Here is a 23,158-nt window from a genome sequence, read left to right on the forward strand (position 1 = left end):
CATTTATTTATTATTACCATCCAGGATTTTGCCCGAAAGACGGGTAAAGAGTTACATCAGAAACTTTCAATGGCAACCAATAATGTTTTTGTTCAAACACTCTGGTTAACACTAGGCGTTCACGATAGTTAACAGGTTTACCGTCTGCTCCGCGGTCAAATTCAACTGCCGTTTTCTCTTTATATTCCTGTTTATCAGCCAACAACCAACGTCTCAAGTCTTGAAAGCGGAAATCTCCTTCAAATCCAAGTTCCATAGCTCGTTCACGAATAATTTCGTCCATAAACTTGCCCTTATTACCTGAATACCGAGCATCAATAATACCAGCGCCAGCCCGTTCGCGTATTTTATTAAATGCACCTTCAGCAGTTAAGGTATAATTATTTGCACTGCTGCCAGCAGAACCGTATCCTTGCAATACAGCTTCAGCATACATCAAATAAACATCTGCTAAACGCATATATGAAAGATGCATGTAGTTTCCATTAAAACCATCAATTTCATTAATTCTCATTGGAGTTACCTTACTAAGCAAGTATCCAGATCTACCTGACTTGTTAATTTGACGACTCGCCCCACCAGTAAAAAGCTGTGCATATCTAAATTGTTCTTTGTCTGCAGGAGCTGAACCACTAATTACTTGATCTCCATCAATGATAATATCATGATAGAAACGAGGGTCTCGATTTGCCCACGGATCATTTGCATCGTATCCCGAATTAGGATCATCAATAGGTAAACCATTTGCCATACCATAATTTTCTACAAATCTGGCATTTGGGCAAACAGCCCCACCTCCTATATTTGCTTCTGTCCATAACGCACTTGGTCCCCAAGGGCAACCTTTAAACCACTCGCCATTTACTAAGCATTGAAAAATAGCCTCTCTGGTATCACCAATACCTCCTGGAATAGTAGAACGCCCGTCAGTATAAAACAAAGCACTATAATCACTAAAATTCAGCAGGGCTATATTCGTTTGACCAGCATCAACAATTTTAAGTAACTCACCAAACACATCAGCTGCTTTTTTACAGTATTCTGCGTTAAAGGTTTTCGATCCTGTTGACTCATAATTCATTAATGGACTCCCGGCATATAAATAGTTTTTCCCTGCATATGCAAGTGCCATAATTTTAGTAATTCGTTGTTGGTTATTACCTTCTGTATCTTTACCTACAACAGTACCATCCCAATCAGTCGGTAATAATTCTGCGGCTCTCTCAAAATCTACGGCAGCCTTATCAGCACATTCCTGATAGCTTAGGCGAGGCAACTCTAATTTTTCAACCGACCCTAATGCTCTATCAAGATATGGCAATCCTCCCCAAAAACTCATGAGTTTAAAATGAAACCAAGCACGGAAAAACAATAATTGACCTTCAATTAAATCTCTTTCCTCTTGAGTAGCATCTACCATATTGTCCAGATTTTCAAGACCCAGATTTGCTTTTCGAATGGCATACCATGCATTTGGCCATAGCCCTTGTTCTCTTTGGCCTTTTCCAGTTACTACTTTACCTTTATCCAAGTAGGAAATCCAATTAGTATTGGTCCAAGCCCAATAATCTCCTTTATCAAAAGCAGTATTTAACCAAACTGCACTTTCTCTCTCAATTACCTCATCACCTAAGTTCCAGTCACATGACCAGTTTGCAGTAGTAATATCAGGAACAGCACAATATAATTCTTCAACAAAACCTTGAAAATTATAGAAATTAACAAAAGCATCTGTTTTAGATATTTCAGACTCAGGTGCTTTATCTAAATAATCCTCGCAAGAGGCCAGCCCAATAATCATTAAAAAGACCCAACCCTTCAATAATAAATTTATATATCTTTTCATCATATCCGTTTTATAATGTTATGTTAAGGCCTAAGTTGATGCGTTTCATTGTTGGATATGCACTATTACTATTGTTTCGCCCCTCTCGATCATCAGGCATATTAGTCCACATCCACAAGTTATTACCATTTATAAATACCCTTAACGAACCAATTCCTAATTTTGAGGTTACCGTTTTATTAAATTCATAAGCTACCTCAACATTCTTTAGTCTTATATATGACCCATCATAAATATCAGTAGTTCCTCTGGAATAAACATGCGAACTCCATCTAGGCATAGCAAAATCAGCATTGGTATTTTCAGAAGTCCACCAACTACCTAATTCATAGGCCTTGTTGGTACGACCCCCGAAATTATTGAAATACACTGATCGATTTGTGTTATTTACACCATAAAATTGAGCCATGATACTAAAACCTTTCCATTCTAATCCTACAGTACCACTGTAAGTATTTTGTGGTCGATCAGGATATCCGTATGGTACACGATCAAAATCATCGATTATACCATCGCTGTTATAATCTACTAATTGATAATTACCCGGTAATTTTTCAGCATCGTAGGCATTCTCTACCGTGCTACCATACACTTCATCCCATGTATTGTAATAACCATCATTTATTATCGAACGCGTTTGTCCAATTTGTTTTCCTGCAGTCCTCTGATAATCATCAAGTAACAGCTCATCATCAGCAAAAATAACTTTATCTTTAGCATGAGACATGCTAAAATTACCCCAAACACGCATACCATTTTTCAGTACTTTGTTTAAGCGCACTTCAATCTCATACCCTTTAACATCAACTTCACCCAGATTACCATACGATGGTGTTCCTCCAAAATACGATGGTACAGCTCTATTTCCACCATCTAATAAAACATCAGTACGATGATCTTTAAACACATCCACACTACCTGCTACTAAACCATTAAAAAAAGCAAAATCAGCACCGATATTAGTTTTAGCTACTTTTTCCCAATGCATATCAGGATTACCAATCCTATCCTCTTTCCACCAAGTATATTGACTCGTGGAACCAGGACTGTTACCTAGGTTAGCATCGCCTCCATAGGCCCATTGTGTATCGTATAAGAAGCGCACCCACGTATTGTCACTACCAACTTCACCATATGAAGCACGAAGTTTCAACATATCTAAAAAGCCTACACCTTTCATAAAATTCTCTTCACTAAGCATCCAGCCTACTGCTCCCGAAGGGAAAAAAGCAAAACGATAGTCGGGTCCAAATTTTTCGGAACCATTATAGGCACCATTCAATTCAACAAAATATTTTGATGCATAATTATAAGTTGCTCTAAATACCCAGTCTTCACGGAAATGTTCAAATTCACTTCCTGTTGCATATTTATCACGACTAAACAGCCCCATCATTGTAACATCGTGTTTACCGAATTTTTTAGCATAATCCATTTGTAATTGATAAAACAACTTTCGATAATCGTCACTGCCTCCCCATCTATTTTTATACACATCATCCGCAGCTGTACTCCATCTTGAAGGCACCCAATTAAATTGATTGGTTCCAAAATAGTTTGAATAATAAACCTCACCAGTGCTGGCATCCACCCATTTAGATTGAACTCCTCCACCATCATTCACACCTCCAACAGTTTTAAATTTATTATCAAAAGACAAAGTACCTTTAGCACTCAATCCTTTTAACAACATACTTAGATCTTGCTTCAAGGTAAAATCCGTTGTTATGGTTGCCGTTGTTTTTTTGCGTACCCCGTTATTGGCTAGTATTGCAGCCGAATTAAATGCTTCCAAAGGTTCTGGTTGATAATAGCCCCATGAACCATCAGGATAATGAGGTAAATAACTATCAGGAGCTGAAGTATAAATAGCCTCCCAAATACGAAACTCCCAATCGTCTTGCCCATAAACATCTTGCTTAACAGCATAAGAACCGGCCAAATTAGCTGAGAAAACGGTGGTATTTGTCAGGTCAAAATCCAAATTACTACGAACATTAATACGATCAAAACCATAACCTGGTGAATAACTCTTATTATTATCAAAATGCTTCAATATATCTCCTTCCGACAAATAGTCTACCGAAGTAAAATACTTTACAGTCTTGGTACCACCGGAAGCACTTACATTTGCTTTGTATGACATTGCAAAGTCCTTCACCAATTCATCTTCCCAGTCTACATTAACATATCTTTCACGTTCTGTCTGATCACTTTGATTACGATACTTGTTGAGTATGCTTTGGGGAGTATAATCAGCCCATGAATCTGGATATAATGCTACCTCCCGTTCAATAATCTCGTTTCGAAGCTTTAAGGCATCATACGAATCGTATTTCTCAGGCAATTTAGAAGGTATTTTTACAGTGGCACTAAGATTAACACGAATTTCTGCTTTTCCTTCCTTTCCGCGTTTAGTAGTAATTAAAATAACACCATTAGCACCCTTTACACCAAATACAGCAGTGGCAGAAGCATCTTTCAGTACCGAAATACTTTCAACAGATGAAATATCGACACTACTCATTTGCCGCTCAATACCATCTACTAAAATTAGAGGACTACTTTCATTCCAGGTACTTTGACCCCGAATATATATAGTAGGATCTTCTTCTCCGGGAGTTCCACTGGAGGAAACCGTAATTACACCGGGTAAATTACCGGTTAATGCAGCCCCAACACTAGTTACTCCACCTGTTCTTTCCAGTGTTTCACCTTTTGTCTGAGATATAGATCCTACAACACTTTCTTTCTTTTGTTTACCGTAGCCAACAACCATTATTTCCGATAATACACTCACTTCAGGTACCAAAATCAAATTAAATTCTGCCTTTCCGGCAACATTGACTTCCTGTCTTTCCATTCCAATAAACGAAACAACGATAACTGGTGTTTCCTGCGGTATTTTTAATACAAAACAACCATTAAAATCTGAAATAGTTGCATAGTTTAAATTTCCTTTTACCATGATTGTTGCCCCAGCAATTGGTTCTTGCTCACATACTATTGTCCCCCTAATTTCTCTTAAATTTTGTGAGAACACATGAGTAGAACTAAAAACAAATACAACTAGAAGCAAAAAATACTTTTGTAGTTTAATCCTTAACATATTAAATAAGGATAAGTTTTGAATAAATAAATACATTGTACGTTCCATTACATAATCAGCTTAAATTCACTTAAGTATTCCAAATTCTTTGAGGCAAATAAACCTTTGTTTATTCCTATATCATTATCAAACCTTAAACGCCTCCCTCGATTTAGGCATTCACTTAAAAAGCTGCAATACACATTTGGTTTTTCATAAACTTCTGTAATCATAATTTAATAAATTTAATAATTATTACAAATTGATATATTGGGGGTTTTATCGCTTACAATTCCTCATATCTTTCTTAATACATACAAATTAACACTTACACTCTGTCCTTATTTACAATAAGGACAGAGTGTGCGTTTTTTGTCTGCAAGCAGATTTCACAAACACTAATCCTTTCACGAATAAAAACCTAAAACTATTTCCTCTTGAAGTAACTTTAAGATCTTTTGTGTTATAGCCGTTCGCCTCAATCGTTTCCGTGCTATTACCTATATATAATTTAGTTTTTACACTCTTATCTATTCCAGTTTTACCAATAATCAGTAAATAATTCTCAGACAAGCGCTCGAAGCAATTTTATAATTAAAGATGTTCCTTTCTTCAAATTTTCGGATCTCTAGATTTGACAATGAAATTATTACAACGCATATTTGTGGTAAGCTTATAATATGTTCGATTGTTTGGATCATAGTCAATTGCTGATGCAAAAAAAACTCACTCACACTTTGGTCTTTAAATTGTAATTGTTTTATGTTGCCCAACATAAGATGAAATTGTTTCCAATTAACCATATCAGAACAATGAAACAGGGATCTGAAAACCTTCCTGATAAAATTGGATGATAAAAACAATCATTTCTTGAAAAGGATCATTCCTATAAAAGACAGTATTCCTCTTATATGAGAAGTAGTCGAAGTGAGCAACCAAACTATTTGATCTAAACACAGAGCAATTTGTATCTGATTTAGAAATACCAGTTGAAAAAGTTATAGATAAACCAGATAAGAGAACAACGCTGCAAATAAACATATAGAATCCCTTTTTCATCACTTTACATTTCTCCAAGTTCATTGAAATTAATTGTCTTTTGTACTAGACTAATAACTGTTAATAAATCAAAAATAAATACAATTAATATTAATGATTACTAATTCTGGATATGCAATTTTCAATTTCAGATATTCTTACAAAAAACAAACATATCATTGCTTAGGAATGCCGTCCTGAATCATCGGAATTGACAAATTAATAGCTATTTGGGGTTGTGCAGGCAGGGAATATTTGACTTTGTCGAAATACCAATCGGCAGGTAATTGTGTTCCGTCGATGCGGTCACACACACACACATTATTATTGTTTAAAAAGGAATTATGAAGTCAAACAAAGCAGGAATCGTACTTCCTCAGGCAGTAACACAATTACTCTGAGTTTAAAATAATCCTTTCTAGCTTAGTATAATACCTAATTAACATCAAAACCAGCTTCATAAAATATTTCTTTCCAGCTATATCTTCGTTAAAAAAGATGCAGTTCAGGCTACCCCGACTCTCTTTTACTTTTTAGCCTTGATACAGCTGAAAATTATTTTATTTTAAGATACTTTTGAAATCAAATTGGTACAAAAATTACTTTAACATAGTCGTTTCAGATAACCATTTGTAGAACTTAAAGAAACTTTGTGGAAAATCACGATATAAGAAAATATTAACAAGCATATCCATATAAATTTGTATACAAGCTAAACCGAAGACGTTTGGGTGAATATATTTTTTAATCACCAATAAAATACGAATCAGAAAATCTGAGAAGGTGATTTTCCGTAATATTTCCTAAAAACAGTACTATAATATCCCACAGTAGCAAACCCGGATAACTCACTAATTTCCGTTATGGAATATTTTTTTGATTGCAATAATGTCAATGAATAATCAAGTCGAATGGATTTAATAAAATCTGTTGGTGATTGATTTGTAAGAGATTTTACTTTTTTATACAATAATGAAGGACTAACATTCATTTTAGATGCAAAATCATTCTTTGAGAAATTAGAATTACTTATATTTTCCCGAACAACTTCCACCATCTGCTTAACAAACTGTTCATTAAGCTGATTATCATATATTTGAACACACTCATCATTAAGATTAATAGTTTTCAAGGCCTTATCCCGCGCAACTTCACGATTTTGAATAATAGTTCTTATTTTCTGTTGAAGAAGAGTAACATCAAAAGGTTTTGTGATATAATCATCTGCCCCAAGTCCCAAGCCCTTTAGCTGTTGAGCCTTATCAGATAAAGCTGTTAATAAAATAATTGGAATATGCGAAGTTTCATAGGTTGATTTAATTTTGCGGCATAACTCATAGCCATTCATGTTTGGCATCAGAATATCTGAGACAACTAAATCCGGAAACTCTTTAATAATAATTTTCCATGCCTGCTCTCCGTCAGCAGCTAAAAATACTTGAAAACTGGAAGTTAATGCTAATTTCAAAAATTCCTGCAAATAATCATTATCCTCAACAATCAATACTTTCATTTTTGTATCAACAGATGGCTCGATAACATCAAGCAATCCTTTATTCAAATCTTCGCCTATATATTCTGGATTGATTAATATTTTATTGGGTATTGGTTTATTTTCTTTAAACTTATCTGTTTCTATAATTGGCAGTACAACCTGAAAAGTGGATCCAATATTTTCCTGACTTGAACAAATAACTTTCCCTCCGTGCAGATCGACATAATTTTTCACTAATAATAAGCCAATACCGGAACCAATAACTTTAGAGTTTATGGCATTTTCGCCCCGATAAAACTCCTTAAATAATTGTTTTTGGGCAATTTTACTAATTCCTAATCCCCTATCTTTCACCTCTAATATCCATTTGCTCTTTGTGCAATTCAGCTTAACCAATATAGGTGTGTTCTCAAAGGAGTATTTCACTGAATTGGAAATTAAGTTATCAACAACTTTTTCAATCATAACTTCATCAAAAGCAGTAACAAAAGTTGAAACATTTGATTCAAATCTTATTGCAATATTTTTTGATTTGGCATAAGATTCAAACATCATCACCCTATTCTCAACTACTTTCACAATATCAGACATTACTAAAAAAGGCTTTTCTTTCCTCACATCAACTTTCTGAAAATCCATTAATTGAGTAACTACTTTTAGCAAGCGATGCGTTTGGTCTGTTGCCAGAAAAAGATAATGTAATGCTTTAGCTGATAAGTCAGGTTCTTTGTTCAATTCTTCAATAGGTCCATTAATCAAGGTTAATGAGGTTCTTATATCATGAGCGGTATTGGCAAAAAAATTAATTTTCTCTTCTGAGTGATTCTTTTTCAAACGATAAATGTAATATTTAAACATAAAAACTGCAAAACCCCCAATAACAATTAAAACCAGCAATTTAAACCACCATGTATTCCAGTACGGCGGAATAATTTTTAAGCTAATAAACCGCTCATCAATAATATCAGTCATAGAACTGTCATACATCCTAACCCGAAGAGTATACTCCCCACTCTGAAGATTAGAGTAGGATAAAATACGATTATTGCCAGGCTTGCTCCAGTATTTATCTAAACCTTCAATCTTCCACGAAAATTTTGCACCGGATGATGTAACTCCGATTGGAATCAATTCCAAACTAATTGTATTCTGATAATGTTTAAGAAACAGTTCCTGCAGACTATCTAAAGGAGATTCCAATTTAATGTCAGATGATTCCCGAACTGAACGGCCAGCAACGGTAAGCTCCTGATAAAATATCTTCCCATTATATTTTTGCAATGCTATTTGATCCGGATCAAAAATTAAGGCTCCTTTATTAGTTCCCCATATTAGCTTTCCAGAACTAAGTCTGAAATGTGAATTTTTATTATAAGACACATTATTTAAATTGTGCAGAGAACTAAAAGTTACAACCGTATTATCTTTTTCATTCAACCTGCAAATTCCTTTTTCTGTTCCTATCCAAAAAAATCCATTTAAATATTCAATACTATTTACAAAATTTGTTGTCAAACCAGAATCGACAGAAATTTGCTCCCTCTCTTTTGTTAAAAGATTGTATTTAATGATCCCATCGCCACTAGTGCAAAGCCAAGCAACGTTATCCCTTAAAAAAATATCATAAACCAGATACCCCTCCACAAGACTCTCTGTACTTCCACTATTCTTATCAAACAAAATCAAACTATTGGTTGTACCTATCAATAATTTATCGGAATTAAATTCCCGCATTACATTAACTGTAATATTCTTAAATGAAACAAATCGGTCTTCAGCTGATTTATAACATATTAAGGCACCCCGTACTCCTCCTATCCAAATATCCCCTGCACTATCTTTTAAAATATTAAATACAAAATTATTTGCAAATTCCACATTTGTTTCTTCCTGCGAATAATGTGCTAATTCCATTCCTGTTTTTGGATCAATTATATATACGCCTGAAGAATATGATCCAGCCCATATCCGCCCTTTCTCATCTTGACATAAGGAAAGAAATACCTGAGCATGTTCCTTATTATTATAATAGTACGTTTTCCATTGATTACTATTTACATTCAAATAACTGATTCCATTATTAGTGGCAAACCAAATATTTCCATCACAATCTTCAAAAACACTATTAACACAATCGTTAGCAAGAGAATTTGAATTATTGGCTACATGAATTATTTTTGTAACGTTTGAATTTTCCTGGTCATAATAAGACACTCCACCACTATAAGTACATACCCAAACCCGTTTATTCTTATCACAAAAAATATCATAAACTCCATTACCTTGTAATGAACTAGAATTGTCAACATCTTCCTTAAAAATGTTTATTACATTGCCATTATCTCCGCTAATTTCCCATAAACCTTGTCCATCTATTCCAATTAACAAAGTTGATTCAGAATTACGTTCAATATCAAGTATTGGCTGATTTGGGATGCTATCTGTACCCAACAAATTGAAATGTTCATTTTCTTCTTTTAGATAAAACAATCCATCTGCCATAGTGCCGATCCACAGCCTATTTAAACCATGATCGTAATACAAACAAGTAACAGCATAATTTGTCGGTTTCGCGAAAGAATAATATACTTCAGAGCTGAAATCAATTGTATTAAAAAACTTTATTGTCCCATTTACCGAATATAAAAATTGTTTTGAATCATACCATACTAAGGATTGTACAGCTTCTACCGCACCAACTATTTTCAAACCAGATTCCTTATTGTAAAAATACAAACCGAAAGTAGATGCTAACCATAAATTACCAAAACTGTCAACCAGCATTTCATCAATTGAGATATAATTATTTCTTAATTGTTTTGATATGTTAATTACTAATTCAAATTCGTCCTTGACTTTATTATATTTAAAAATTTGTCCATTATTTGTATATGAATACAGTCCGGCCTTTTCATAAACAAGGCTAACGGTTAGAATGTCAACAGTTTCAAAAGGCAATTGATAAGTTCTGATATCATCATGAGAATACCTTACAATTCCCATTTTTGAAGAAATCCAAATAAAACCATCATCGTCACTACAAGCCTTATTCGTTTCACGAAAAGATAAACCATATGTTTCATTCAAATTAAAAAACTGAACTTCATTTATACCAACGGCATTAAACACTCCAAAGCTCAATTCATAAATAAAAAAAAATACAAATATCAATTTTCGTAATCTCATAATCTTTTCTTCCTCTTGTTATTGTTATCGTACATTATGAAAATATTTATCGAGCTCAATTACAACTGTTTATTGGTAATCATCAACATTTATCCAGTCATATAAAGGGCTAAATTATAAAATTTCAACTGCCATACAAAAAACTTAGGAACACTAATTCAAACATCACTTTTCATTCAAAAATAAAATTTACATATAAATACACAACTGATCCTTCAGATAACAATTACCATCGCACAAACAAAAAGACTCACCACAAGCATTATCATTTCCTAAATTTCGCAATCAGATACCTGTAGAAAGATCAGCACATGTATCATATTTCAACTACCAAAACCATATTGACCTGTTTAAAGAATTTTGGCAACTTTATAAAGTTTACTCCTTTCCCTGATGGTTCAAATAAATAATCTGACATTAGAAATGCCCTAACAAGACATTAAGTTGTTTTTATATGAAGAAATTAACAACCACCACTAACTATATTCTTAGTGCGTATATTTATCATTTGTGCTATTCCAGCATGGTTTGCCAGTTTTATTAACCAATTGCAAAACAATAATACACTATTAGCATAATTACTATTTTTAATGTTAGATAATATTCTTCTAAAATTAGATATAACAGTTAACTTGTGTCCGGCTAATACCGGTTAATAAATTTACCTGTAAACCTTGGTATAAAAAAGGAGAGGGTACTTCCTCTAACTGTATTTCTCTCAAAGTTGTAATTTGATTTTGAGAAACACTTTATAATATGGATCAAATTAATGAATTAAAATTTGCCGGACAGCCGATAATCAAACTGATTATAAATTTGCTAAAAGCTGACAACATACCATTGCTAATACAGAGACTCGGCAGTGACCTATATTATACCCATCCTATTTTAATTCTTTTCTGTTTTTTGTATTCTTCAACAATAACAACATCCTTTCGGCATAACGTTCACCTAACATACGATATCCCTGAGCCGAAAAATGTAAATGATCCTTAACACCCGGACAACCTTCTGAAGAAATAATATATGAATTCGGAATCACCTCAGGAAGTGTGGCTATTATTGAATTCATACTTGCACACTTCCCTTCTTCGCCGGCACTAACCATTTCACCTGCAATCAGTGGAACTTTTTTAGGATTTAAATTCAGATCAGCTATCAAATTATCGTACACCAACTTTACTTTCTTTGTCCAAAGTGTATCGCCTGTATTTGATTCCCCCTGATGCAATAAAATGCCTTTTATTACACCTGTTTTTTGAGCTGTTTTTGCCATTTCAACAAGACGCAAATACGGATTCCCGTCATAATCCTTAACCATATTTTTCAACCAATCAGGCGACGATTCGACATAGGTTTTATAATTATCTTTATCAAACAGTTCTATTTTACATCCCCCAACAGCCACATTGATTACACCAACCTTAATGTTCTCCGGAAGGTTTTCTAATAGAGTGCGCCCAAAATAATCCACAGGAGTTAAGCCTGTATGACAGCGGCACAGAGGTGGAATTGCTGTATACCAGTTACCTTTTCTTCTGTTTAATTCAGGACAGTCAACAGTTGCCAGTACTTGAAAACGCTCGTTGACATTAACTGTATCCTGAGGTTCGAATCGTGCGTTTCCCTCCATATTAGATTGTCCCAAACTGAGGAATACGTACATCTCTTCTTTTGGAGAAATTGTATTGCTAATATGGAAGTAGTCAAAATCAACATAACCGTCAACCATTTTTGTGGCATAATTAAAAAGACCAAACCTATACCCCATAAAATGAGGCAGAGTGTAAGCCATTTTCAAGGAAACTCCTATTTTTTTCCAATTTTCACCATCAAAACTGTAATAGAACTCAGCTAAATCCTTACGTTCTTTAAAATCGCACTCTGCTTTTAAATAAACTATTTCCTGCTCAAAGGGTAAACTTTCAATTTCAACTGGTTTATTTGTCTGAGCACTAACCATTACTAATTTCTTTGCTCCATTTTCATTTTTTACTCCAACCAAACCATATTTTTTTTGCAACAAGGCCAAACCTGCAAAATCACCATCTTTCATATTTGAAACATCCAACTTAGTTGATCCTGAACATTCAGGACCAAAGGTTCGTTGAGTCAAAGTATTTCTGGCCGTTAAAAATGAAGTGTCGATTCTACTGGTTATTAAACGCAAATAACCATCCCTATCCTTTACTGACCAAAAATTATCCACTTCATTATGATTCCATTGCCAAACTAATGGCAAATTCTCCTCATTTTTGGTTCTATTGAATTCATCTGATGCAACAATACCAGGAATTAAACCTCTTGATAGGGGTAAATGAAGTATTTCAGGAACTTTGCCATCTACTCCGAGCACCGGCCATCCATTTTTCCACGTAACGGGTACCATATATGGTATACGACCTACAGCACCATTATCGCGGAATAAGTAGGCAAACCATTTTCCATCCGGAGTATCAATTAGTCCACCTTGAGCCACACCTTTATCTTGCAATGCCACACGACCTTCGTAAGGTCCTGTAATCTTATCTGCCCGATGAACAATAACTGTTCTCATTCCTCCTTTGGGCCATGTAATATGAAACAAGTAATACTTGCCATCAATTTTGAATAATTGAGATCCTTCGGCTGGTAATCCTACATTGGTTCCTGCAGGTGCACTTGCATTTTCTATAATCACCTTTTCTGATCCCGGGATAATACCAGTTAATTTTTTATTCAATTCAACCATTTTAATATTGCCGCTGCCATAAATCATATATATGCGGTCATCATCGTCAAAAAACAGGGAATGGTCATGTAACGAAGGTTTGAAAGACATCTTCTTCCATGGCCCTTTTTCAATATTTTTTGTCGTATAAATATGTGTTTTACCCGTAGTACTAGAAAAAGTACTTACGTAATATTTTCCTTTATGATAACGAAGACAACTTGCCCATGAACCTTTTCCATACGCATTTTTTCCATTATTTAATGATAGTGCATCGTTACTTTCCAACACATTATATGCATAGTTAACCAATTCCCAGTTTACAAGATCCGTAGATTTCATAATAGGAACTCCCGGGTTCATGTGCATGGTAGTACTGCTCATATAATAGGTATCACCCACTCGTACTATAGACATATCAGGCACGTCAGCATATATCACTGGATTATGTGCCAAATTTTCCTGAGCATAAAGGTGACTACACATTAAGATATATACAAAAAGGATACTACTGTATAAACGGATAAACTTCATTTTAAATTTTTTAATTAAAAAATATTCCACTCCTTATTGAAAATAAATAATTCACTTATAGATCGTTATAATATTTATTAAGAAGACCTCGAAAAGCTTATTAATACTTATAACAATCGAATCTAATCTGTACTAAATTAAGCTTTAATCAAATCAGCCTATTTTATTTTAAGATATTTCACTTTCAATATCAGACATAAACAATCCTGTTGTAATACATTAACTTCAATTACTAAGATAGTATTTAAAGAAATTAACGCATTTCAAATAAATCCAACAAACAAAAATGATAGTTATTGATATTATATATCTTAATTATCCACTCCCTCAAGACACTAAACAAGAGTAAATAATTTATGTCAAAATTACACTATAAAAAAAGGCCAACTGTGTTCCTTTCAAAATTTACTATTCTGAATATCAAACACAATTGACTCCTTTTTCCCTTTTTAGAAAGGATTTGTTTTTAAACTAAATACAAGAACTTCCACAGCTCCTGTATATAGTTTTGTTTTTGTTGTTCATTTTTAACCAGGTACTCTATGAGCTAACTGCTCGTTAATTAATTTGGTTGAGCATCATTTGCAGCGGTAGCATACAAACCTAATAAACAACCCGTAAATCCTTTAGCCCTATTGGTTGAAAGTATATCTCCGGAAACAACTCCGCCAACGTTTATAAAATCAGATCCATCAATGGAATAAGAAAACTCATATTTATCCCCATCTGCAGCAACTTTTAATCCAAGAGGTTTTTTAATGTCTATTTTTTCGCTTGCAATAACCACTGACTGTCCTTTTTCCGTCCTTTGAAGTACGAGGTAATAATCTTTTTCTTTCTTAGTAATTCCAAAAACATAATTAAAACCTTCGTTTTGCAAACATGTTATTCCAGCTAAATCTTTTTCTGAAGATGGTTTATAGTCAATATCTGCTGAAAAGGAAAAAGTATTGTGCTGCTGGCGGTAAAATAGTGTTGATGTAGGTTTAAGCTCTTTTATATTTACATCAAACGGATTAATTCCTAACCCTTTTTTTGTCAAAGAGATAAATTCTTCCCGAGGCCCTCTAAGTCCTATCCATCTATCATCCAAGTTTTCTGAATTGAAATCTTCCTTATACACAAAGTTTCCATTGGGAAAAAATCCATCCTTACCTGTTCTATTCCCGGTTACACCTTCAGGCATTTTTAATTTTGGTTCCATAGGTATAAGTCCATTTTCAAAAACGGGGAACAAACCAGACCAATCAACAGGTAAAATAAATGTTTCACGTCCAATATTTACCCTGTCCTTTTCATTAGGGCGAATGGCAAGAAATACTCCATAATATTTATCACCCGGTCCCTTTACAATATCTGCATGACCAGCCCAATCAACTTTATAATTTCTATTATTGCCAAAATATCTTTGTGTTAATATAGGATTACTTGGCGCTGGATTAAAAGGTCCTTTAGGACTTGAACCAATAAATACTACTTCACTATGCCAGCCTCCGGTACCTCCTTCAGCACACATTAAATAATAATTGCCATCTTTTTTATATAAGTGAGGAGCCTCAATCCAAATTGGTCTTTTAGAAATATCAGTTCCACCATTCACAATTACTATGTCTGACTCAGGGATGATTTTGTCATTTTCCACATCATATTCCCAAACTTTGATAACCCGATGCCCATTATATAATTCCTTACCTTTTGCGGGAGCATCATTATGCACGACATATCCTTTCCCATCATCATCAAAAAATATAGAAGGATCAATACCTGCAAAATCAAGTTTGATAGGATCACTCCACCCTTTCATTGGGTCTTTGGTCTTAACTATAATATTCCCAAGTCCTCCTGCAAACGCAGTAGTAATCATATAAAAAGTATCATTATGAGGATTATATGTTATTCCAGGTGCATACACTCCTGAACTGATGCCGGTATCATGAACATCTAATTGTGATGTACGATCCAAAACGTGACCAATTTGTTTCCAGTTTACCAGATCTTTTGAATGAAAAATTGGTACTCCCGGAAACATGGCAAACGACGAACATACCATATAATAATCATCTCCTTTTCTTGTAATAGCCGGGTCTGGATAGCATCCTTGCAATATCGGGTTGTAGAATTCCCCCTCCTTTAACGGAAAATCGTTATAAACCTTGTCGTTTCCTTGATAAACAAAATTATTAAACACAGGTCCATTTTTTTGTGCTTTTGTTTGAGCACATGCGCTAACAGCAAATAACATTACAATACAACCTGACAAAAAATACACCGGCCATTTTGTTGACTTAAATTTTATTTTTAGAACTCTACTCATCATTTTTTATTTAATCTAATTTATTTAAAAACTCTCTTGAATAACTGCAATAACATTCTTCCAATTAATTAATAGTCTTTATTCCTCATTTGTTTTTGACATGTTTTAAATTCTCCCAACACCTAATAATCAGAATTATTCATCCTGATCATTGGCTCTACCATACCAATTTAATATGAAACTCAATCCTGTTTATGTTGAGATATATGTACTCCCCGTTGCAATAGTCCTATCACCTACTTGTTCAATTTTGCTGCGAGTTCTGCGTAGATTCATGGTGTTATATTTCTTCTACAATACCATAATTTATCAGCTAACCAGACCTATTCGAATGCCTTTTTATTGAACCAGGCAAAACAAATACTGGGCTATATTAATATTTGATGAAATTATATTATAGGAGGAAAATCGATTTTAAATCTTAGATAAACATTTTCAATTTTGGGACATATCAATGATTAGTCATGTATTTAGATACACAAAAACAATAAAAGATGATTTGAAAAACCGGAAATAGATTAATATTCCAAATTATCCAGATCAAAAAAAAAAATCTTCAAACCTGATTTTTACAACTATTTTATGTCATTTAGAAATCAACACATGCCGGTATAATGCTTTCCCAATGGATTGGTGTTGCGCAGGTAGAGATTATTTGACTTCGTCAATTTTCAATTAAATACTAATTGGCATTATAAAAAAAGCCACTATGAAATACATAATGGCTAACTTAATAAGTAATATTACAATGAACTTGCAACAAAAAAGTGGACAAAGAGTTAGGTCATGCAGCCATTTTATATTTGTTTAATAGTTTTCCATATTCTATTGAAGAAAGTACAGGTACATCAATATAAAACACACCTTAACTTCATTAATTCAAAAGGTTCTATTATTTAATTCCGTAAAAAGAGATAACCTGATTGGGTTTAGTATCTACATCGTATTCATAGATTTTTTGTAACGGGTTATTCTGCATCTCTTCTTTCGTATTATTAATTGGTTGAGGTGTAGTTTTTAAAAGGTAAAAACCATTTGTATTTTCACCTTCAGCTTGCCTTATGCCATCTCCACGCAATGGAATGTAGGAACGCACACGGCACAAACCGCCATTTAATGAGTGAATTTCGGCTTTGACCAGTTTCCCTTCTGCCCACTGCATACTAACTTCAAACCCGCCTCTTGCTTTAAGTCCACTAACAGTTCCATTACGCCACACAGCAGGCAAAGCCGGCAACAAATGAATTGCTTCATCGTGGCTTTGAAGCAGCATTTCTGCAATACCTGCTGTACATCCAAAATTACCATCAATCTGAAAAGGAGGATGTGCATCAAAAAGATTTGGATAGGTGCCACCTCCGCCACCCATACCACCATTTCCGGCAACAGGCTTTAATTGATCTGTAATTAACTTAAAGGCATGATCGCCATCAAGCAAACGTGCCCAAAGATTAACTTTCCATCCCATAGACCATCCTGTAGATTCATCGCCACGTGCCAGAAGTGATGTTTTTGCAGCATCAAATAATTCCGGGGTGCGGTAGGGTGAAATTTGATTTGATGGATATAGGCCATAAAGATGAGATATATGACGATGATGGTCATTGGCATTATCTAAATCTTCCATCCACTCTTGTAACTGTCCCCATTTGCCAATTTGCATTGGAGGCAAACGTTTTAAGGTTTGATTTAAGGTGTCAACCAATTCGGGATCTTTATCCAAAATTTGAGCAGCGTTTATGGCGATTTTAAACAGATCAAAAACCAATTGATTATCCATTGTTGTTCCTGCTGTAATTGAGGTGGAACGCCCCATTGGTGTATTCTCCGGTGAAACAGAAGGACTTACAACCAACCAGTTATTTACAGGCTCTTCAACCAGAAAATCCACAAAGAACAGAGCTGCGTCTTTGATGACAGGATAAACAGATTTTAAATAGTCTATATCTCCGGAAAAGGCATATTTTTCAAACAGGTGTTGCGACAACCAGGCACCTCCCATTGGCCACATACCCCAATTGGCTCCATCTATAGATCCATTAATTCGCCAGATATCCGTATTATGGTGTAACACCCAGCCTCTGGCACCATACATATCCTTTGCAGTTTGTTTTCCTGTTTCAGATAGTTCGCGAACCATTTTAACCAAAGGTTCGTTCATTTCGGATAAATTGGTAATCTCAGATGGCCAATAATTCATTTCGGTATTAATATTCACTGTATACTTACTATCCCAGGCAGGGAAAAGGTTTCCTGCCCAGATACCTTGTAAGTTGGCGGGTTGCGTACCAGGACGCGAAGAAGAGATTAACAGGTATCTGCCAAACTGAAAATAAAGAGCCACCAATTGCGGATCGTTGCCTTTGGCAAACTCTTTTATACGCACATCGGTTGTATTCTTTACCGAATCGGATCCCCCCAAATCTAACTTAACGCGGTTGAAAAATGAGCGATAATCGGCAATATGCTCCATCAAAGCTTGCTCATAGTCTTTTTGTATTGCTTTATCGAGATATCTGTTTACCCTTTTCTCGGCGTTGCCACTTACATCTTTATAACTATTAAAATTGGTTGCAACGGAAATATAAAGAGTTGCTTCGTTGGCATCTTTTACAGTTAATAATCCGTTTTCAGCAGAAACAGAACCGCCTTTCGTAGTAATCTTAACTTTAGCATTGAAAGCTACCTCCCCTATTATGCCCTCCTGATCGCTGCTGATGCCAGACATTATTAGTTCATCATTGCCGTTTGTGGAAACAGTTACTTCGGAAGGTCTGTCCATACTTGCAGAAAAATTAATGACACCTGATTTATCTGCTTCTATTTTTGCAATAATAACTTCATCGGGATGGGAAGAAAACACAGTGGTTTTATAGTTAACACCTTCCACTTTATAGGAAGATGCTACAATGGCATCATTGATATCCAACTCTCTGTAATAATCGGTATAGTTCTCATGCCCCGGAAACGACAGCTTTAAATTACCTGCCGTTTGATAAGACATCCCATGAGACTTTTTACTAATCATTTTCTGATCGACCAGATCACGCGCTTCAGCAAATTTGCCTTCAAAAATAAGCTTGCGTACTTCGGCCAATGCATCTTTTGCAGCGGGATTATCGTTACGGTTAGACCCTCCTGCCCATAACGTATTTTCATTAAGTTGGATAACTTCATTACAAGGGTCGCCAAAAACCATTGCGCCTAAACGACCATTTCCAATAGGTAAAGCTTCTACCCATTGTTTTGCAGGTTTATCGTACCACAGCTTCAATTCCTGCTCTTGTGCCTTTTTACACGAAGAGACGAAAAGTAATAGAATGAGAGCATATAAAAATATAGGTTGAATTCTTTTCATTTGTTTACATCTACTAAATTAATATTCAATTACCTGCGCAGTTCAGGTTGTACCTTTAATACAGAACTTGTGATTTTCATAGTAGATAGGCTCGTATCCCATCTGCAGGGTCTTTTCCCAGTGTACCAATGATTATCTCATAATCGGTTAATTCGTATTTGGTAATAAATATTGGTCTTTTACCTATGAATCATTTTAAACGATAAAAGGGATAGATTCTGCACAGCAAGAAAAGGGTTACAGAAAAAACTCTCTGTAACCCATATGTATAAATTTATTTTGAGAATCGCCAGTAATCGAAATACATGATTCTACCCGTCTTATCTCCTTTAAATACGAAATAGATATCGTGAACACCTGACACCTTTTTAATATCAATAGTTCTTAGCTCCCATCTGTCATCGCCACCAGTTATTGGAACTTTTACGGTTCCAATTGACTGACCATCCTTACTATCCAAGCATATCTCCATTGTAACACCCCCATTATGAGTTGTACCAACACGAGCGCTAAATTTTGAAGCCCCTTCTTTACGAAAATCAACATCTGCAACTTTGATATAAGAATCGTTACACATTGCTGAAATAAAAACGCCAACTACGTCATTACAATTAGACTTTACCCCTTCAGACCAAGCCATGGTTTCAGCTTGAGTCATAATATAAGGGTTAAGTGTTTGCACCCCTTCTTTAATACCCTCAGTCATGTTCATTTGTACAATTGAACCATCTTTGTTAAACTTTACCTCTTCAACACAAACAGAACGGGTAAAACCACCACCACCAGACAAAGCGCCATTGTGATAGAAGAAATAGGTTTTGCCTTTAAAATCGATAATGCCAGGATGGTTGGTAAAACTACCACCTTGGGTAGGCATTACAACTCCCCCATACTTCCATGAACCAAGAGGGCTTTTTGATATTGAATAGCCAATATGCTCAGGAATTGGACCTGCTGCAAAAAGCAGGTAATACAAATCGTTACGTTTATACAACCAGGGACCTTCTTCATAGCTGGTTGGCCTATCAGGATTTCCTTCGCGTTTTCCAAAAGATTCAATCGTATTTGGAAACTGCTTTATTGCACCTTCGTAGGAAACCATATCTTCATTCAACTTCACATAGTAACAACCGGGGTTACCCCATACCATATAAGCCTGACCATCATCAACAAAAACAGTAGGGTCAATATCTGCAATGCTATTCGAAATCAGTGGTTTTCCTAATGGGTCTTTGAATGGCCCATAAGGGCTATCTGCCACCGCAACACCAATAGAGCCTTTACCATCTTTACTGGTGATAGGTACATACCAGAAAAATTTTCCATTTCGCTCGATGCATTGACCTGCCCATGCGTTCATTTTTGCCCAACTAAAATCCTTGTAAGACATTACTGAGCCATGATCGGTCCAGTTGACCATATCTTCGGTGGTATATAGCTTCCAATCATTCATCACAAACCAACTGGATTCATTTTCATCGTGAGAGGTATATAAATATACCTTGCCATTATACACCATTGGTGCAGGATCTGCCGTATAACTTGTTTGTACAATGGGGTTTTGCCCATTTACCGTTGCAATATCAGCACCAATTATTAAGCCCAATAGAACCCATATTTTATTAATATACTTCATTCTGTTGTTTTTTATTTGGTTAACACAACACCTCCATTAGGCTGAATGGTTATAGTAACATCACCTTTTTTAGAAACTTTTACGTTCCCTAAAGATGTTTCCAACTTCCTGTTATCGTTATACATTGCAACACTTTGTCCGGCAAACATTGGCAATTTCAATTTTAACGTTTTTGCCGATTTTTCTGCATTAACGCCTGCCACGTACCATTTCTGTCCATGACGGCGGGCTATTACAGAATATTTACCGGGGTAGCCTTCAATATATCTTGTTTCGTCCCAGGTTGTTGGAATATCTTTCATGAAATCTATTTCAAATTCCGGTGCATCGATAAGGTTATTAGGCGTTAAGGCAAACATTTGAACAGGATTTTGAAACAAAACAGCTATTGCCAATTGAAATGCATCGGTTGTTACCCTCGTTTGCCCTTCCTTATTATCTCTATTCAAATGTTTGTTAAGAAATACGCCTCCAAATTCCATACTTGCTACGGAGTTACGCATAAACGGATGCAGTGAAGCATAGAAGGCTTCCTTTTCACGAATATCCTGTACAAAAACAAGCATTTCAGAAGCCAGTACCGCTTCGCTGCCTACAAAGTTCGGATACATTCGTTCCCAACCCCGTGGAAGTGTAGTACCATGAAAAACAATCATTAACCCATAATCATTGGCATCAGAAAGGATATCTTCGTATAAACGCATGGTCTCTTGCTTATCCCCACCAAAGAAATCTACTTTTAACCCTTTTACACCGGCTTCTTTTAACCATTTCATCTCCTTTTTACGGGCAATAGAAGAATTCATCTTATTTAAAGGTGTCATAAAAGCATCATTGGCTGCACCATTGGAATTGTACCAAAGAAAAACACCCACATCCTTTGATGCGGCATAGTTGATAAGCTCTTTCATCTTCTCATATCCAATATTTTTATCCCACCATGCATCAATTAAAATATACTCATAGCCCATATCAGCTGCCAAATCAACATACTTCACCTGATCTTCATAATTCATGCTGGCATCCTGCCATACAATCCAACTCCAGGTACTACGTCCATATTCAAATTTTTGGGAAGCTTCATACAAAGGCTCAACGACATCGTAAGGAATGGTTGTTTCAACAATTGGTTGAAGTGTTTCTCCTATTGTTATGGTGCGCCAAGGTGTAACGCCAGGAAGGCCAATTTGTGCACCTGAATTTCCAAAGCCATTGTTTTGCTTCGGGTTTGGAAATTCGACGGTATAACCGCCATTTTTGAATCCACTCAAATGAGCTGCACAATATTGGCTATTAACACCGGTTTCAGAAACTAAAGCCCAACCTGTATCTCCAATTCGAAACAAACCAGGAAAAACATACCCTTCTCCAGAAGTTGTTTGATCCATTGGCACATTAGCCTGATATCCACTTTCGTAGCTTGGCGCTGTGCGTGCAAATCCCTCCATCGGATTCATCATAAAGGATAAAAAGGCATTGGTACCTGTAGGAAAATGAAAACCTGTAGTTTCTTTCTCAACCACACAAACCATTGTTTTATCCCATGCAGGCAATTCGTAACGAAATGCAATGTTGTTGTTGCTAACCTGAAATAAAACTGCTATTTCTTTTTCCTGTTCGTTTTTAAAGGAACATGCAAGAGTATTGGCATTGTATTCTACATCAGACTGCTTAATTTTTTCTTCTGTGTAGCTTTTATATACATTACCTGTTGTTGACTTAACCAGAACCATCCCCTTGCTAAAATCGCCCTCATTAGTAATTAACCCTAAGGGAGAATCCACTAAAACGGTTGACTCTTTATAAGAAACAGAATAAACCAGGTTGCCATTTTTCACCTCAATATTTACTTTGAGGTTGCCATCAGGGCTAAATACCATTTTTGCTTGTTGCGAATAGATTGCTGTTGCCAGAAGCATACAGCCTAAAAAAAACAATGCTCTCATATTGTTG

8 protein-coding genes are annotated in these 23,158 nt (G+C 35.3%); all 8 read right to left on the reverse strand.

Annotation, left to right across the window (positions count from 1 at the left end):
• Window positions 1-13 precede the first annotated feature (13 nt).
• Window positions 14-1,849: a RagB/SusD family nutrient uptake outer membrane protein gene (locus ACKU4N_RS14485; protein ID WP_321317467.1), complete on the reverse strand. Its 1,836-nt coding sequence runs from the start codon at window positions 1,847-1,849 to the stop codon at window positions 14-16.
• 7 nt (window positions 1,850-1,856) lie between these two features.
• A complete protein-coding gene (locus ACKU4N_RS14490; RefSeq protein WP_321317470.1) occupies window positions 1,857-5,003 on the reverse strand; it encodes a SusC/RagA family TonB-linked outer membrane protein in 3,147 nt (1,048 codons plus the stop codon).
• 1,735 nt (window positions 5,004-6,738) lie between these two features.
• On the reverse strand, window positions 6,739-10,653 hold the full coding sequence (locus ACKU4N_RS14495; protein ID WP_321317471.1) for a hybrid sensor histidine kinase/response regulator transcription factor: 3,915 nt from the start codon (window positions 10,651-10,653) through the stop codon (window positions 6,739-6,741).
• Window positions 10,654-11,536: 883 nt separating this feature from the next.
• Entirely contained in the window at window positions 11,537-13,897 is a 2,361-nt protein-coding gene (locus ACKU4N_RS14500; RefSeq protein WP_321317473.1) for a beta-xylosidase family glycoside hydrolase, read from the reverse strand.
• 562 nt (window positions 13,898-14,459) lie between these two features.
• On the reverse strand, window positions 14,460-16,214 hold the full coding sequence (locus ACKU4N_RS14505; protein WP_321317475.1) for a glycoside hydrolase family 43 protein: 1,755 nt from the start codon (window positions 16,212-16,214) through the stop codon (window positions 14,460-14,462).
• Between the two features lie 889 nt (window positions 16,215-17,103).
• Entirely contained in the window at window positions 17,104-19,569 is a 2,466-nt protein-coding gene (locus ACKU4N_RS14510) for a glycoside hydrolase family 95 protein (protein WP_321317477.1), read from the reverse strand.
• Between the two features lie 274 nt (window positions 19,570-19,843).
• On the reverse strand, window positions 19,844-21,205 hold the full coding sequence (locus ACKU4N_RS14515) for a glycoside hydrolase family 43 protein (protein ID WP_321317479.1): 1,362 nt from the start codon (window positions 21,203-21,205) through the stop codon (window positions 19,844-19,846).
• A gap of 11 nt (window positions 21,206-21,216) precedes the next feature.
• Window positions 21,217-23,151, reverse strand: a complete 1,935-nt coding sequence (locus tag ACKU4N_RS14520; protein WP_321317481.1) for a glycoside hydrolase family 97 protein — start codon at window positions 23,149-23,151, stop codon at window positions 21,217-21,219.
• Window positions 23,152-23,158: the final 7 nt, after the last annotated feature.

The organism is Labilibaculum sp. (genome assembly GCF_963664555.1).
Taxonomy (GTDB): domain Bacteria; phylum Bacteroidota; class Bacteroidia; order Bacteroidales; family Marinifilaceae; genus Labilibaculum.

Bases quoted from the DNA above. Each gene is read 5' to 3' on its own strand.
- ACKU4N_RS14500 (WP_321317473.1), bottom strand. From the start codon at position 13,897: ATGAAGTTTATCCGTTTATACAGTAGTATCCTTTTTGTATATATCTTA.
- ACKU4N_RS14505 (WP_321317475.1), bottom strand. From the start codon at position 16,214: ATGATGAGTAGAGTTCTAAAAATAAAATTTAAGTCAACAAAATGGCCG.
- ACKU4N_RS14495 (WP_321317471.1), bottom strand. From the start codon at position 10,653: ATGAGATTACGAAAATTGATATTTGTATTTTTTTTTATTTATGAATTG.
- ACKU4N_RS14515 (WP_321317479.1), bottom strand. From the start codon at position 21,205: ATGAAGTATATTAATAAAATATGGGTTCTATTGGGCTTAATAATTGGT.
- ACKU4N_RS14485 (WP_321317467.1), bottom strand. From the start codon at position 1,849: ATGATGAAAAGATATATAAATTTATTATTGAAGGGTTGGGTCTTTTTA.
- ACKU4N_RS14510 (WP_321317477.1), bottom strand. From the start codon at position 19,569: ATGAAAAGAATTCAACCTATATTTTTATATGCTCTCATTCTATTACTT.
- ACKU4N_RS14490 (WP_321317470.1), bottom strand. From the start codon at position 5,003: ATGGAACGTACAATGTATTTATTTATTCAAAACTTATCCTTATTTAAT.
- ACKU4N_RS14520 (WP_321317481.1), bottom strand. From the start codon at position 23,151: ATGAGAGCATTGTTTTTTTTAGGCTGTATGCTTCTGGCAACAGCAATC.